At 47.6% G+C, this 16,840-nt stretch carries 12 protein-coding genes; 5 read left to right on the top strand and 7 right to left on the bottom strand.

Annotated features, from left to right (window positions below):
* Positions 1-2 precede the first annotated feature (2 nt).
* Positions 3-956 (top strand): ABC transporter substrate-binding protein, encoded by a 954-nt coding sequence (locus DP_RS02505; RefSeq protein ID WP_041278246.1) that lies wholly within the window; start codon positions 3-5, stop codon positions 954-956.
* A 91-nt stretch (positions 957-1,047) separates the two neighbouring features.
* Here the strand turns inward: DP_RS02505 and DP_RS02510 are convergent, their stop codons facing one another.
* The 7 genes from DP_RS02510 to DP_RS02540 form a co-directional block, all read right to left on the bottom strand.
* A complete protein-coding gene (locus DP_RS02510) occupies positions 1,048-1,857 on the bottom strand; it encodes a DUF547 domain-containing protein (RefSeq protein WP_041277538.1) in 810 nt (269 codons plus the stop codon).
* Positions 1,857-4,007 carry an FAD-dependent oxidoreductase gene (locus DP_RS02515; protein ID WP_011187749.1) on the bottom strand — a complete coding sequence of 717 codons (2,151 nt, stop codon included), beginning with the start codon at positions 4,005-4,007 and terminating at the stop codon, positions 1,857-1,859. Before DP_RS02515 ends, DP_RS02510 begins: the two co-directional genes overlap by 1 nt.
* 35 nt (positions 4,008-4,042) lie before the next feature.
* Entirely contained in the window at positions 4,043-5,341 is a 1,299-nt protein-coding gene (locus DP_RS02520; RefSeq protein ID WP_011187750.1) for a glutamate synthase-related protein, read from the bottom strand.
* 528 nt (positions 5,342-5,869) lie between these two features.
* Positions 5,870-6,748, bottom strand: a complete 879-nt coding sequence (locus DP_RS02525; protein ID WP_011187752.1) for a c-type cytochrome — start codon at positions 6,746-6,748, stop codon at positions 5,870-5,872.
* 9 nt (positions 6,749-6,757) lie between these two features.
* Complete coding sequence (locus DP_RS02530) at positions 6,758-8,086, bottom strand: glutamate synthase-related protein (RefSeq protein ID WP_049784987.1); 1,329 nt, start codon at positions 8,084-8,086, stop codon at positions 6,758-6,760.
* Between the two features lie 277 nt (positions 8,087-8,363).
* Complete coding sequence (locus DP_RS02535; protein ID WP_041277539.1) at positions 8,364-8,987, bottom strand: LysE family translocator; 624 nt, start codon at positions 8,985-8,987, stop codon at positions 8,364-8,366.
* A 76-nt stretch (positions 8,988-9,063) separates the two neighbouring features.
* Positions 9,064-9,846 carry a hypothetical protein gene (locus tag DP_RS02540; protein WP_011187755.1) on the bottom strand — a complete coding sequence of 261 codons (783 nt, stop codon included), beginning with the start codon at positions 9,844-9,846 and terminating at the stop codon, positions 9,064-9,066.
* 739 nt (positions 9,847-10,585) lie between these two features.
* On the opposite strand from DP_RS02540, the gene DP_RS02545 reads away from it, so the two are divergent.
* The 4 genes from DP_RS02545 to DP_RS02560 all read left to right on the top strand — a co-directional run bounded on the left by DP_RS02545 (position 10,586) and on the right by DP_RS02560 (position 16,829).
* On the top strand, positions 10,586-12,205 hold the full coding sequence (locus DP_RS02545) for a TolC family protein (RefSeq protein ID WP_041277540.1): 1,620 nt from the start codon (positions 10,586-10,588) through the stop codon (positions 12,203-12,205).
* 480 nt (positions 12,206-12,685) lie between these two features.
* A complete protein-coding gene (locus DP_RS02550) occupies positions 12,686-14,836 on the top strand; it encodes a type I secretion system permease/ATPase (protein ID WP_011187758.1) in 2,151 nt (716 codons plus the stop codon).
* Positions 14,836-16,236, top strand: a complete 1,401-nt coding sequence (locus tag DP_RS02555) for an HlyD family type I secretion periplasmic adaptor subunit (protein WP_011187759.1) — start codon at positions 14,836-14,838, stop codon at positions 16,234-16,236. The genes DP_RS02550 and DP_RS02555 overlap by 1 nt, the downstream gene beginning before the upstream one ends.
* Positions 16,236-16,829, top strand: coding sequence for a LuxR family transcriptional regulator (locus tag DP_RS02560; RefSeq protein ID WP_011187760.1), 594 nt, complete (start codon positions 16,236-16,238; stop codon positions 16,827-16,829). Before DP_RS02555 ends, DP_RS02560 begins: the two co-directional genes overlap by 1 nt.
* The last annotated feature ends 11 nt before the right edge of the window (positions 16,830-16,840 follow it).

The raw sequence follows: 16,840 nt of genomic DNA on the forward strand, positions 1-16,840 counted from the left end.
AAATGAAAAAAGTACGTATGTTAATAATGGCCGCTTTAGTAATAGCCATATGTGGAACGAGCACATCGGCTATGGCCCGGGAGAAGGTAACACTCCTCCTCGATTGGTTTGTTAATCCCGATCACGCCCCCATATTTATAGCTCTGGAAAAGGGCTATTTTGCCGACCATGGCCTGGATGTGGAGATAATCGCCCCCTCCAACCCCAATGACCCACCCAAGTTAGTTGCCGCTGGCAAAGCCGATATCGCAGTCTCCTACCAAAATCAGCATCAGATGCAAATTGATCAGGGACTGCCCCTAGTGAGGATTGCCACCCTGATTGCCACCCCTCTTAACTCACTGGTGGTACTTGCCGATAGCCCGATTAAGACTATTGCTGACCTTAAGGGGAAAACCATTGGTTACTCCGTTGGTGGCTTTGAAACCATGCTCCTGGATGTAATGCTTAAGAAGTCAGGACTCAGCCTCTCCGACGTTACGCTCGTCAATGTAAATTTCTCCCTCTCCCCAGCCCTCTTTACCGGACAGGTCGATGCTGTAATTGGAGCCTTCAGAAACTTTGAGCTCAACCAGATGGATATCGAAAAACGTCCCGGCAGGGCATTCTATGTAGAAGAACATGGGGTACCGGCCTATGATGAGTTAATCTTAATAGCCAATAGGGATAAGATCGGCGAGGCAAAACTTCGCAGCTTTGTCGATGCCCTTGAAGAGGGAGTGCAGTATCTGATCAACCATCCTGATGAGAGTTGGAAGCTCTTTATCAAGGGAGAACGAAAAACCCTCGATGACGAGTTAAACCGACGCGCTTGGAGAGATACCCTGCCACGTTTCGCCCTGCGCCCCGGGGCCCTGGATCAGGAACGCTATCGCCGGGTTGCAGCGTTTTTGCAAAAGCAGGGTACGGTGAAGAGTGTGCCACCGCTTGAGACATGGGCCGTGGAGCTACCATAGTCCTACCGGCCTCACCTCCCTACAGCTAGAGGCCCCCTCCTATTCGGGAGGGGGCTTAGAGAACAGCACAAGGGAGAGCAAGACTTGGAATTTAATCTTCGGAAGAATCTGAATCAACCCCATTCAGCTTCCAATCATAGTCTAAAAAGTCTATCTCAATCCTATCGGCCAGCAGCTCATGGCGCTCGGCCTCACTGAGCCCCAGAGATTTGCTGTAAAGGGCTAAAAACTGGGACAGAGTTCTTGCCCCACGCCAGCCAGCCCCAAAATCCTGACCATACCACTTAAAGATACTGGAAACCTGTAGCTTTCCCCCACTGAGCCTGTTTCTCCTCCTGTCCGCAAGAAACATGGTGGTTGCCTCCTGCAACTGCCCCTCCAGTCTATCCTTCTGATATGCATGATCTTTCAGGGCTGGGCAACCAATGCTAGCGCAGTTTAGGGCAAAATGTATCCTGGGATCCCCGTATCGCCCGGAACCGCGGATGAGACCGTGCTCAAGATCATCCAGGGAGCGTTTTTGTCCCAACAGGGAAAAGAACTTCTTTTTCCACGGCGATTGAAAAAATGAGCCCAGCTCTTTGATTGATTGCAGATTGGAATACCTGCTAAGAATCAACTCAACCGTCCAGGCGTTATAGGCGTTAATGAGAAAGGCAAGTTGTCCAGCCTTTGTCCAGCTATCAAACTGGCCACGGCTGACCTGTGACAGCTGATCGAGATAGGCAGAGAGTAGGGGCCTCTCCCTGGCCATAGCCGCATAATCCACTTTGGTTTCCTGTCCACCCTGATAGACCCGAACATGCTCCTGCAAGAGAGAATCCCAGGGGCCATGATCAAAGGCTACGGCCTCAACAACGGGGCAAACAAGGATAAACAGGACAAACAAAAGAGAGCGCATCACAACCTCCTCCAACTGTGGTACCTTTCTGCCCAGGCTAGCAATCTCCTAGGCAAATGTTTTCGCTTCCATCCTCCTGCCGCATATTTATTAGCCTCGGCAAGGGTCGGATAGGTATGAATAGTGGACAGGATCTTATTGAGTCCCAGACCGTGTTTCATGGCCAGGACAAATTCTGCCAGAAGATCGCCCGCATGCTCACCGACAATGGTTACCCCCAGGATACGATCCTTATTGGGCACGGTGAGTATCTTGATAAAGCCCTCTCTTACCCCGTCGGTGATGGCCCGATCAAGATCATCCAGATCGTAACGAGTAACCTCCACGTCAACACCACGCTCAGCCGCCTCCTGTTCATTGAGACCGACCCGAGCAACTTCAGGATCAACGAAGGTCGTCCAAGGAATGACAGAGTAATCTACCTTAAATTTCTTAATCCCACCAAAGAGGGCATTGACCACCGCATACCAGGCCTGATGGGCGGCGGTATGGGTAAACTGGTAGGGACCGGCCACATCACCTGCGGCAAAAATATTAGGATAGAGGGTCTGTAAATATTCGTTAGTCAGCACCGTTCGCTTCACAGGAATACCAAGCTCCTCCAGACCGTAACCCTTGAGCCTGGCAACCCGACCGACTGCACAGATAAGGGCATCAAATGCCAGGCGTAGCTCCTGCCCCTCATGCTCAACGACAATGTATTTTTCCTCACCAGCCCTTTCGCAGCGCAGGGCTGTATGCCCAGTGAGAACATGGACACCATCTGCCCCAAGAGATGCCTCAACAATGGCTGCGGCATCTGCATCTTCGCGGGGCAACAACCGAGCCCCCCTCTGTATCTGCCAAACCTCAGAGCCCAAGCGGGCAAGGGCCTGAGACAACTCACAACCAATTGGCCCGCCCCCCAGTACCAGCAAACGCCGCGGTGCTTCATCCAAATTGGCAAAGGCATTCCAGAGGGTCTCATTGGTGAGATAATCAACCGCATCAAGCCCAGGCAGGGGTGGAATAAATGGCCCTGCCCCTGTGGCAATAATAACGGCACGTGATGTCAGTCGCCGGGTTTCGCCACTCTTGAGTTTCACCTCCACGGTCCAGGGATCCAACAGCCTGGCGTAACCACAGAGGACCTCTACCCCGAGATCCGTATAGCGTTCAACGCTATCATGGGGCTCAATCGTAGCAATAATCCGATGAACCCTCGCCATCACCCGGCGAAAAGAGAAGCTCAGTTCAACGGCATCAAGTCCATACTTATCTCCATTGCGAATATGATGGGCAACTTTCGCACTTTTTATCAAGGCCTTGCTTGGCACACAACCATAGTTGAGACAGTCTCCCCCCATCTCTGCCGCTTCAACAAGAGTCACCTTTGCCTTAAGGGTAGTGGCAATATAGGCGCTTACCAAGCCGGCAGCCCCGGCACCAATGACAATAAGATTACGATCAAAGCGAGCAGGTCTCAACCATTTTGCATAGAGCCGCCGCCCCTTAAACCAGGCTATGCCCCTTTTACAGATCAATGGAAAGATGCCTAAAAGAGCAAAGGAGAACAACAGCCTCGTCGACAGTATCCCCCCAAGGCTCTCTACTTGAGCCAGTTGGGTGCCTGCATTAACATAAACAATAGTCCCCACCAACATACCAAGCTGACTTACCCAGGCAAATGTCCGCAGCCGAATCGAGGTGAGACCCATGAGCAGGTTAATGACAAAAAAGGGAAAAATGGGGACCAGGCGCAGGGTGAAGAGATAGAAGGCACCCTCCTCCTCCATCCCCCTGTTTACGGCATGAAGGCGATCCTGGAAACGGCTTTGCACGATTTCACGAAGAAGAAAACGAGAGAGAAGAAAGGCCAGGCTGGCACCGAGAGTTGAGGCAAAGGAGACAATCAGCACCCCCCAGATAAGACCGAATATGGCTCCTGCCGCCACCGTTAGCACCCCCGCTCCCGGCAGGGAGAGCGAGGCAACCACTGCATAGAGACCAAAAAAACTCAGCCCGGCCAGAATGGGCTCAGCGTTCCGCCAACTCTCCAGCTGAACCTGCCTGGTCTTAATAGCCTGCAAAGAGAGATAGCTATCAAGGCCGAAAAAATAATAGGCCGAGACCAGAGCAATGACAGTGCCAACAATCAGATATTTTTTCATAAGCTTTTCCGCCTGATACAGGTGAGAGAGGACGACTATGCCATAGAGACGCCGGTGATTCTCGAAAGTTCGGAATCAAGTGAAACAAGGTCGTCCCTGTTGAGATCATGAATTGACCGTTTACCACAGAGACGGGCAATGGCCTTTACCTCCTCGGTGGCTGCACTAATAAAATTAGCCACCCGCATACCCCCATCATGAATGTCAAGGCCCTCTGATAGCGACTGCCCGCCCTGAGCTACCGACAGAGAGGAAGGGCCAAGCGCTATCTTCAAAGCTCCACTCATATAGACACCATCGGCCCCGAGGGCAATCGCCTTGGCAATATCACCCGAATGGCGAATGCCACCGGCGGCAATGAGAGTGACCCGCTCGCGCAGACCTGTTAGATCCAGAAAATCACCGACACGAGGCAGAGAGTAGATGAGGGGCAGACCGACATGCTCCCCCACCGTCACTGAAACAGTATCGAGACAGCCCTCGCCACCATCAATAACCAGCACATCCGGGATACAATCCTGACTAAAAATAGCCTCAAGATCATTCTGCAAATGCCCACCGGCAAGCTTTAAAGAGATCGGTTTACCATCCAGCAAGCGCCGTAACTCCAGAATTTTTTTCGAGAGATCTTTGGCGCTTTTAATATCCTGGCGCATTGCCGGTGACTGAGGCATCTTTCCCTGACCAAGTCGACTCACAGCAGCAATTTCTGCAATAACCTTTCCCCTTCGGACCTTACCGCCAATGCCGAATTTTACTCCCTGAGAAATTTTTATCTCAACCATATCTGCCCCCCGCAGACTCTCCTCACTGACCCCAAACCGATCGGTGGGAAACTGTACGGTGACCCGGTTTGTCAGGGCCATCTCCTCATCCCCCATCCCCCCATCACCTGTATGCACAATGGTTCCCGCCAAAAATGAGCCAAGGGCAAGAGCCATGCTCGCCTCCTTACTGAGGGGACCACAGGACATGGCTGCATTCAAAATCGGAGTCTGGAGGAAAACAGGCTGCCTAGCCCTTTTGCCAAGAACAACTCTTGAGTCAATCTCCACCTCATGACCTAGGGGAAAGTTATTTACCTGAGCAGGTAGGAAGATCAGGTCATCCATCCCCAAAAATGTCCTTGCCGTTACCCTACCCTCTTGGTGGTAGGACCCCATTTCTGCCATGGACCTGATTATCGGCCTGCTGTTCAGATCCCATCTGCCAAAATTATCCGCGTTAGTATCGTGAATAAAGATCCGGGCAGATGCCATACAGACTGGGCAAAAGCAAAAATCAATATCCCCCGCATGTAGATAGCCACAAACCGGGCAGAGATAGTTAGTCATACATGACCCCTCTAAAGAAAAATGAAGATTAATAAAGGTTGTCTCTACAGTATCTCTATTTTAGGACTCAGTTACAAGCGGGGTACAGGATGGATGGGAATTTAAGGTGAGGAAGCGAGATAGAGGCAAGGCCACGGATTATGTAGCGGTGAAGTAAGTAGCAATAGGAGGTGACAGCGGGATTGCCTTCATATATACCTATTATATTAAAAATTTAAGCTACAGGGTAGCTGAAGCAAGGATGAATGAGAGACCACATAAGTGTGTATTTAATGGAAACCGCCGTGACAAGCGGGAAAAGATTATATGGAACAATGCCCTTTGGACCTGTGGAGAATATTATGCAAACGGTCGCTGCAAGTCTGTAAAAAAGATAAAAGAGATGACTGAATGCAGACCTAGGAAAGAAGGGGCCTAACAGGTTAGTCCCTAACCTGTGGCTGCAGGGCAGGCTGGAACGATCAAAAGGGCAAGCCCTGCAAGGCCCTGCTGACAATCCACTCAATTCTCTCTCTTAAAAGCCTCAGCCTACTCCACATTTTCTCTTTCGCTTAAAAAGCTGATGATATCTGCTTGCTCCTCCTCATCAAGGAAGTCGGGCTCATCCATAATGACAATCATCCGCTCGACGGTGACCGTCCACTCCTTTGCACTTTTTTTTGCCTCGAAAACCCTATCCAGATTATGGCAGAGAGTGCATTTACGGGAGACTAGGCTCCTGCCCATCTCATTTTCCGGATCGACCTGCCTCCTGCCCTGCCTCTCCTCCTGCTGTTTAAGCAGATAGTTAAGCACCTGCTTCAAATCAAAGCCTGTTATATTTGGTGAGTCCAGTTGAGCCATCCTATTCACAGTCACAACCCAATCATCCTCGCTCTTATAGGCCCGATATACCCGTTCAAGGCTGTGGCATTTATTACACTTGCCGGTCATAAGCGCCTTGCCGAGTTCAATATCCAGCACATCACTGTCCTGAACCGAGAGAGTGGTATAGACAAAATCTGAGCGATGCAGAATATAATACCCAGCTGTAATTCCGCTAAGAACAAAGGAGAAGGTAAAAATAGTAATCCCCAGCAGGGGCAGCTTTTCACTGCAATGAGGAAGTCGCCTCACCACCAAGACCTTGACTAATAAGAGGGGGATAAGAGCAAGAGCAAGGGCTATATGAAAGACGGCTCGGGCACTCAACTCTTGCTGCAAACCTGCCGCCTTCTCGATCATAAAGAAGAGAATAAGGGCAAAGAGGGCAATAAACAGATAGCCGAGAATCCTATGGGCAGATATCAATCCGGATTTTCCACCATTATCTCTTATCCTACCGGTTATCTCCAGCATGAGAAAAAGAGTTATACCAGCGACAAGGACAAAGAGCAGGGCCAGAACAGATGCAATGAGAGGATGCATGGAGTCTCCTTATAGCATGGGTATACCGGTGATTCTTGACAGTTCAGGATCAAGCGAGCCAAGGTCATCCCTATTGAGGGCATGGATTGATGATTTGCCACAGATACGGGCAATGGACTTCACCTCCTCGGTGGCAGCGCCGATAAAATTGGCCACCCGCTGCCCCGCAGCCTGCACATCAAGCCGTTTCCGCAGACTGCCATCCTGAGTTGCTATACCGTAGGGGCAGTTGTCCAGATGACACTGGCGCAGGTAGGTACAGCCAATCGCTATCTTCAGGGCCCCACCCATATAAACCCCATCGGCACCAAGGGCAATCGCCTTGGCTATATCTCCCGGATGACGAATGCCGCCGGCTGCAATCAGGGTGACCCGATCGCGTAGACCATTCCGATCCAAAAACTCAGCTATGCGGGGCAGGGAGTAAATAAGTGGCATGCCGACATGATCCTTGACCGTGACCGGGGCAGCACCTGTGCCCCCCTCACTCCCATCAATAACCAACACATCGGGAATATTTTCCTGGCTGAAGATAGCGGCAAGATCATTCTGCAGATGGCCACCGACAAACTTCAGAGAGATCGGTTTTCCACCTATCAGGCTACGTAGCTCCAGGATCTTGGCAGAGAGGTCTTTTACGTCTCTGATATCCTCATGTACAGCCGGCGACTGAGCCATCTTGCCCGGCGCTATCTGACGAACGGCGGCAATTTCTGCTGTGACCTTTGCCCCCGGCAATTTACCGCCCATGCCGGGTTTTGCTCCCTGAGAGATCTTAATTTCGATCATATCTGCGAGCTGCAACCTCTCCTCGCTGACACCGAAGCGACCGGTGGCATACTGCAGAGTAATACGGTCTGCCAACGCTCTCTCCTCATCCAGCATGCCGCCCTCACCGCTATTGGCAATGGTACCGGCCAGAGATGAACCAAGGGCAAGCGCCATCTTGGCCTCTTTACTGAGGGCACCATAGGACATTGCTGCATTTAAAATCGGGGTCTGGAGGAGAACAGGCTGCCCGGCTACCTTGCCGAGGACAAGTGTCGAGTCCACCTCCACCTCATCACCCAGGGGCAGGGTCTCTAACTGAGCAGGGAGAAAGATCAGGTCGTCCATCCCCAGAAATTTTCTGGTCGTGCCCTTTCCCTCCAGATAATAGGTGCCCGTTTCTGCCATGGATCTGATCATCAGCCTGGTGTTTAGATCCCATCTGCCAAAATTTTCCGCGCCACTGTCGTGAATAAAGATAGTGGCAGGTGAATTACAGACTGGACAGAGATGAAAATCAATGGGCCCCGAATGCAGATAGCCGCAGACCGGACAACGCTGGCTTGTCATAGATGCCCCCCTGGAATAGATGTCAATTTTTAACACTTACCTCAACATCTACAGTATCGCTATTTTGAGGCGCAGTTACAAGCGGGGTACAGGATGGATGGGAATTTAAGGTGAGAGAATGAATTAAACGCTGAAACCATGCCCTGAGGAGGGAGACTGGGGCTAGTGAGCAAGCTCCACTGATTCTATTTATCAAAAGACAATAGCAGGAAAGAAGCAAACCATCCTCCAACTCACTCACTTTTTAGTCCGTTGCACTTATTGTACAAACCCAGCTCTATCTATCTGTAAGAGCTACATAGGCACCTAGAGCAATTAAACCCGTACCAGTGAAACAACGCTGGCCCATTTGTAACCTAGGCTTTTCCTGTAGATGTTGGCCAATAGGGCCGGCAAGCATCACAACGATAAAATCAGCGCTTGTATTAAGTATAACGGATAGTGTTCCAAGCAAGAAAAATTGAAGAAAAACAATGCCATCTGGATTGACAAATTGTGGGATAAAGGCTAGGAAAAACAGTGCTGTCTTAGGATTGAGGGCTTCAACAATAATGCCTTGCCGAAAAGCATATTTTGGGCCCATCTTTTTAGGATTTTCAGTATTAGGTAAAGCTGTTGAACTCAATAATGTTTTGAGTCCTAAATAAACTAAATATGCGGCACCTAAATATTTGACAATATTAAATGCCAGTGCTGAAGCAGCTAAAATAACGGATAAGCCCAGAGCCGCAGCTAAAACATGAAACATGCCACCAAAAGCTGTTCCCAAACTAGAATAAATTCCTTCCGTTTGACCACCTTTAAGACTCCGAGTCATAACATAAAAGATACCAGGACCAGGAGTAACAGCTAAAACCGTTGCAGCTATGATAAATAGCGTGAATTGGGCAAAATCAGGCATAACAGGTTTCCTTTTCAATCAGCTTGCGAATAAAACATAAAGAAGACAAAAGTATCCCTTTCCTACTTTAACCAAGCTAATCCTGCAAGGCAATCTGCATGGCCCTGCTATATTTTCCGCGGCTGGCCTTGGGAAAGGGGTTCGCCTTGCCGGACCACTGTTTCTTTTTCAAATTAAAACCGTATTTCCTTAAAGAGCCGTCTGTGAGAATGAGGACATCGACCCAGTCTCGGCCCTCCTCTCTAAAGAGATAAAATACGTCAGGACCCTCTATCTTCTCATTAAGGCTCACCTCTACAGCCAGCGCATAGCGTTGGAAGCTCTTTCCTCCCAGCCCCTTGAGCATGGCCTGCAGGATCTCCTCTGCCTCTACCTCCTGACTGGAGGCGGCAATGATGGCGGTCTGGTGCTTACAGAGCCTACGAATATCATTGTGGGCAAAGGTGGACCTGGTCTTAACAAAGTCCATACAGGTACAGGAAAGCGTAGCAAGATCAACAAGATATTGTTCTGAGCCGGAACCCTGCACCGCCATAACCTCCCCTGCCTCATCGAGATTTTCCAGATAGATATCAAGAGAGATGTCCCTGATGGAGGCAATGGCCCTCTTCGCCTTCTTTATCTTGGGGACATGCTCAGCCTTCTGTTTTTGAGCAGGAACCACCTGCTCAGGCATAGCTGTTGCCTCATCAGGACTCTGCGCAACAGGGGGTATCTCTTTTTGAGCGACAGGGATCGTCTGCTCGGGCACTTCCTCTACTCGCTCACTGCCTCCCCCTTCAATGCGAACAGGGGCCTGCCTGTCAACAGCCTTTGGGGATACACCAAAAAAACTCTTAATTTTATTTAAAATAGTCATAATTATAGCCTGGGAAAAAGATTCAATTTTATAGCCAGTGGCCCGCAGATCCGGTTCTCGATTTTACTGTTCTGGCACGGCGCAGTTGCAACTGCCCACAGGCAGAGGAGAGAGAGCACACTGTTAAGTTAATTATCCCCTTTTTTCAAGGTCATTTTCCCCATGCAGAACAATTACTGTATGCATATCTATTCTCTATGCCAGGGCAGAGACAGCAGATCTCAGGCGGAGACCTGCCTGCTCTCTCAGCGGGCTAGCCAACACTGCCATAGCAATGATATTTCCTCTACGCCGAACTATCGTCCTAGGCTCAATCCATGCAAAAGGCCCTAGGCCAATTTGCTAATACCTATAACAACTCCCATACTCCAGTTTATCGCTAAATTTCTATCATTTATTCCTCAAAAAAAACATTCTCTCTTCATAATTGAGCCCATCTTTTCAAGATCGGATATAAACCATAGCCACCAGAACAATATCCACCTGCTTGAGAGCAAGGCACTGCACCTGCTTCAACTTTGACATCTCCCAAAGTCTGGAAAATTCTTTTTCTCTAAAAAAGATCCTCTCAGCATCTTTGCCCAGAGATTTTTTTCTCTCAAAGGCAGCACCTGACAAAACAGTCGCCTAATTATAGTTGTATATTCTCCTTGAGGATGGTATTTACCTACATGTATAAAACTGCATAATAACAATGATAAAAACACTCCCTACTAACCTCAAAAGAAGACTAAAAACAATGTCTCCATTATTTTTTACTAAAGCACTTGTAAAAAAACTGTACATTATTCCCCTGTTTTGTTTCATCTTTCCCACCCTACTCTCAGCAGCAGAACAACCTGGCTCAGCACAACCTGTCTCTCTCCAAAAGGTACTTGAAAACATTACCAAAACAAACCCTTCCATATCAGAGGCAATGAAGCAGTACCAAAGTGTTTTAGCTGAACGTGGCATCGCTAACAGCGAATACTACCCCACTGTTGGCATGGAAGTAGCCGCTGGCCCGGAAAGAACAAAGGGTGTCTCTACAAATGATGTGGCAGAAAACCTCACATCAACAAAGGCCAGCCTCTTTGCTCGTCAAAACCTCTATAACGGTGGAAAAACCACTGCCTTTGTTAAAGAGACTGACGCACGCATCCAAGCTGCTGCCTATGAAGTTTTAAATGTTGCCAACAATGTCTACCTCAATACTTCTGAAGCATATATCAATGTCATAAAGGCACGAGATCTACTGGCAATCTCTGGAAGAAATGCTCTGACTCAAGAAAGAATCATGCGTCAGGTGCGTGAAAAAACAGAGGCAGGATTTAAACGTGCCTCTGAGCTATACAACTCAGAATCACGTTTGGCCCTTGCTAAAGGTAACTATATTTCCCGTAAGCAAGATCTTAATCAGGCCTTAGTTATCTTCCATAAACAGTTTGGCCGCTTCCTCCATACCGACCAATTCATTACGCCTGAGCCCACATACCAGATACCGGCAACACTGCCCGAGACTATAGAGATTGCCTTTAATACCCACCCTGCCCTCAAAGTTGCCAAGTACAATATCCAGACCAAACGATACGCCTATGAAAAGGCAAACGCTGCCGATTTCCCCACCCTGGATTTTGAAGTAAAGGGACAATATCGCGATGAAATTGATGGTAAAGAGGGTGATACCACTCAGGTAGGTGCCTATTTAACCTTTAACTACACATTTTTCGATGGCGGCCTCAGAAGTAGTGAGCAGTCGAAACAGAAACAAAATGTACGTAAAGAGTACCAACGCTCTTATGTTGAACGACGAAATATTAACGAAAGTGTTCGACTAGCGTGGAGCATTAAAGAGGCCGATGATTATAAAAAAGAATATCTGAGTGAGCATGTGACACTCAGTGCCAAGACCTTGAATGCCTTTAAGGAAGAGTACTATGTCGGCCGCCGTACCCTACTCGATCTCTTGAACATGGAAAATGAGTACACCGATGCCCAACTCTCGTTTACTGAATCACAGTTTTCTCACCTTATTGCCATATATCGTATAATGCAGGCAACAGGTGCTCTCCTAAGCGAGCACGACACTGGCCTGCGTGGAATGTTGCAGATAGCAGCAGATGAAAAAGATGATCTTTTCGATGCAGAAAACAGAAGAGCTATCGAGGCATATAAAGATCTCAATGATAACCGAGATCAGGATGGGCTTACTGACACGAAGGATCAGTGTGACAACTCTTCCCCGAATTCAACCGTTCAACCTTTTGGTTGTAGTGATAATGATGCCAACAATACCGGCTATCCATACGAGGATGATTCAGCCCTTTCTCCTTATATCGTGCCCCAATCTTTCGAGCCTGTAAGCACCAAGCAGCAGTGATACTATAAACGGAATTGCTGTGGCTGAGCTCTCGTAATAAGATGCTCATATTGCAAGAACACCTCTGCAGGCAAAAAGATACATGCCCGCGAGGATATCTCAGCCTCAGCTGAAATTTCTCTTGAGCATTATCTAAAGGGTGTAATTCTAATATTCTTGGAATTACACCCTTTAAAAGAGACAGAAACAGAGCGTCCTGAGAGCAAGCAAGGCATTGCCCGTCTCTCCTCCATACCCCAGTGAAAGCTCCCAGGCTCAACCCGTCTCCCCCCCCAAACACTAGCTCAGATTATAAATAGACAAATCACCTAATAGGGCATATCCTGAAAGTTACTAGAAACACTAAATATACTATATAAATAGCAATGAAAGTTGACGATTCACCTCATTCTTTTTATCATCTTCCCGTAAAGATACAGTTACACTACTCAGCAGTGCTCGGAATAGGCAAAAGACCAGAGCACTGCATCGGAGATAAATATGGATGACAAGTTACGATCGGACCCACTATTACTTTGTTTGGTCACACTCACCAAAATAGATAAAAAACCCGCATCTGCCGAGGCCTTGATTGAAGGGCTCCCCTTTGATCCAAACGATGAGAAAAAAAGATTATTCAGTATCAAAAGCTCTAATTCAAATTTCTCAAGAGCCGCAGGTAGGGCAGGATTCAGCTCCACCTTGCAACAAAGACCCCTATCCTCCATTCCAGCAGTGGTACTACCCGTTATTCTCCTGTTAAAAAATGATGCTGCCTGTGTACTCACCAAAATTTTACCTGAGCAGGGAAAGGCCGTTATCATCATTCCCAGTATTGATGACGAGCCCATGGAAATTTCCATGGAAAAACTCGAAGAAGATTATCTCGGCTATGTCTTCTTTCTCAAAAGAAAATATGAGGGTTTTGGCCAAGATAAACTGGTAAATAAGGATAAGAGAAAGGGTAACAAAAATTGGTTCTTCGGTACCCTCTATAAATTCAAGGATATTTACATTCGGGTTGTGGTCGCCACCCTCTTTATCAATGTATTTGTGATAGCAGGCCCGCTCTTTACCATGAATGTATACGATAGGGTCATCCCCCATAATGCGATTGAGACCCTTTGGGTACTTGCCATTGGTATTGGCTTAATTTACGGTTTTGATCTCATACTTAAATTTTTGCGCACAATCCTGCTTGAGCGCGCCGCCAAAAAAAGTGATATCATTCTTTCCTCCATGCTCTTTGAACATGCGATGAATATCAAAATGGTGGCACGTCCTCGCTCCGTTGGGGCCTTTGCCAGCAACATTCGCGACTTTGACGGTATACGCTCCTTTTTTGCATCCACCGCCCTCACCGCCTTTATCGAGCTGCCCTTCTCTATAATTTTTCTGATTGTTATTTACACTATAAATCCAATTTTACTCACCCTTCCCCTAACGGTGATTCTCTTTCTCTTCATCTTTACCATCCCGATGAAGAACTCTATTCAAAAAATTGTGGATAGTACCCATGAGGCCACCGGTAGACGCAACAGCATCCTGGTAGAATCTCTGGCAAACCTTGAAACGATAAAGGCATTTAACGCAAGCAGCACCATCCAGTGGCACTGGGAAGAATCCACCGGCGATATAGCCTCAAAAAGTTTACGTTCGCGGATTAGATTCAGTTCGCTCTCCACCATTTCAGCCTTCCTCACCCAACTCTGTTCTGTCCTTGTTATTGTGGTGGGGGTATATCTCATTAAAAATGGTGAGCTGACCATGGGTGCTTTGATCGCCGTAAATATATTGGCGACAAGATCCATCGCTCCCTGGACGCAGGCGGCAAGCTTGCTCACCAACTACCAGCAGATGAAAACCGGACTCCAATCTCTTAATGAGCTGATGGAAAAAGAGGAAGAACGTCCAGAAAATAAACGCTTTATCAGACGACCTGAGTTTAAAGGTGATATTGAATTTAAAAATGTTGATTTTTCCTATCCCGACGAGGAAAGGAAAGCCTTAAAAAATGTCAGCTTCAAGATAAAGCCAGGAGAGCGTATTGGCATCATTGGCCAAGTCGGCTCCGGAAAATCCACCCTGAGTAGCCTGTTGATGGGGTTTTATGATGCAGAAAGTGGTTCTGTTTTTATCGACGGTCTTGACATCAAACAGCTCGACCCCGTAGACCTCCGGCAAAACTATAGCTATGTGCCCCAAGAGGTAACCCTCTTTTCCGGGACTGTTCGCGACAATATTACCCTAAAATCCCCTCATGCAACGGATGCAGAAATAGTAAAATCTGCCAATTTTGGGGTAGTAAACCCCTTGACCGACCGCCATCCACTGGGCATGGATCTGCAGGTGGGTGAACGTGGCTACAATATTTCCGGTGGGCAAAGGCAATCCATAGCCTTGGCAAGAGCCTTTGTTGAGGAGAGTCCCATTGTTTTGCTTGATGAACCAACCAACTCCATGGATTACAATACAGAGGTTAAGGTCATTGAAAATCTTAGGGAGGGCACAAAGGGTAAGACAACCATCATCATTACTCATAAACCATCTATTCTTGCCATTGTTGATCGTCTTCTGGTCATGGATGACGGTGCCCTTGTTATGGATGGCCCCAAGAGTGAAGTACTCGCCAAACTTGGAGGGAAAGGCTGATGATTGAAAAAGCAAAAATAGCCCCTGAGGCCAATAACCACAAGGCAAAGAAAACTCGCCCAGCAAAGCCTGGTGGCAACTACAACAAGCGTGATGTGGAGTTCATGAACAGCCTGAGTGGGGCTCTGCTGGCAAGCAGATCCTCCCGCCTCAACGTCCTGCTCTATGTTATCTGTGCAATCATTCTTACCGTTGTCACCTGGTGCCATTTCGCCGAATTAGATGAACGAACAAGGGGCATTGGTCGAACCATACCCTCCCGGCAAATTCAGGTAGTTCAGAACCTGGAAGGCGGAATTATTAAAGAGATACATGTATTTGAAGGAGAAAGCGTCAAACGTGGACAGATACTTGTAACTATTGATGATACAGGAATTGGTAGTTCATACTCTGAGAGTGCAAGCAAGATCAATGAACTTGAAGCAAAATCGATACGATTAAGTGCTGAATCCGGTATCACAGACACCCTTATTGCCAGTAAAAAAGAGACTGACAGCCAGATGGTTCAGTTGATGAAAAACGAGAAGAGACTCTATAATAGCCAGTTACGCCAGCATGAAAATCAAAAATCTGTATTACAGCAACAGCTACAGCAGAGAAAAATTGAACTACAGGATGCTCAAGAGGATCTCAAATCCTTCAGATCCAGTCAGAAGATGCTCAATAGAGAAATAGCACTGAGTCGGCCATTACTAAAAAAACAACTCCTCTCTGAATTAGAATTCTTGCAACTAGAGCAGAGAGATCTTGAGAAGAAACAAGAAGTTAATCGCACCATCAATAAGGTTGAAAGTTTAAATGTTCAGATTATTGAGGCCAAAGAAAAGATTGAAGAGCTCGATGAAACCCGGCAGGCGGAAGCCATGGAAGAGCTCAATGCGGTGGTGGCAGAGATTGATCGACTGGCCTTTATGCAGGTGGCCATTGAAGATCGAGTAACCAGAACCAGTGTCCGATCCCCGGTGAATGGTACTGTTAAACAATTACTTATCAACACTGTTGGTGGGGTGGTAAGGCCTGGAATGGATATTCTGGAAATTGTTCCAACCGATGAGGCTATTATGGTTGAAACAAAAATCAAGCCCTCTGACATTGCCTTTATCTACCCTGGGCAAAAGGCGATATTAAAGTTCACCGCCTATGATTATGCTATCTATGGTGGTCTTGACGGAGAGGTTGCCCTGATCAGTGCCGACACCATCACCGATGAAAAAGGTGAAGAATTTTACCTTGTCCGGGTTAAAAGTAAACAAAACTATCTTGGCAACGAAGACAGTAAAAAACAAATTATGATTGGCATGACTGCCCAGGTTGATATCATCACGGGTAAGAAAAGCGTGATGCAATATTTGATGAAACCGATACTCAGAGCCAAAAACAATGCTTTAAGGGAACGATAATGGCCATAGTCTGTTTAAGCAAAGATAATATCTTAATTGCAAAATTAGTAGCTCTTTATGGATCTCAAGAGGTTTCAGCATGGTCTGATTTTCACCTTTTACCAAAAGACCTTATGACCAATTGCGATGCACTGATTGTGGATTTAAAAGATTGTGTAGTACCGGTAAACACCTCTTGCCCCACACCCATTATTGTCCTGACAGGTGTGCCCACCTTTCAGGAGGCCCTTGCCCTGCTCCAACTTAATGTGAAGGGATATGGCAACCGGCAAATGCGTCAGGACAACATGCGGCAGGTGGTTGAAAATGTGAAGGCGGGACAAATCTGGCTCCCTCCCTCCATAATCAATCAGCTCATTGCCACTGTCGGCACCGACAGCACCGCTAGCCACACAGCCAATGCCATTCTGAATAAGCTCAGCAAGCGCGAACAGGAAGTTGCCAGCTGCGTAGCTGAAGGTATGTCGAACCAGGAGATAGCCGACAAGATGTATGTGAGCCTGCGTACAGTGAAGGCCCACCTCAGCTCAATCTATGAGAAGACCGGCCTGCGTAATCGTTTGGAATTGGGGCTTAAGCTGAAAAAACCTTAATCCGCTTGAAA

The sequence above is a fragment of the Desulfotalea psychrophila LSv54 genome (assembly GCF_000025945.1).
Taxonomy (GTDB): Bacteria; Desulfobacterota; Desulfobulbia; order Desulfobulbales; family Desulfocapsaceae; genus Desulfotalea; species Desulfotalea psychrophila.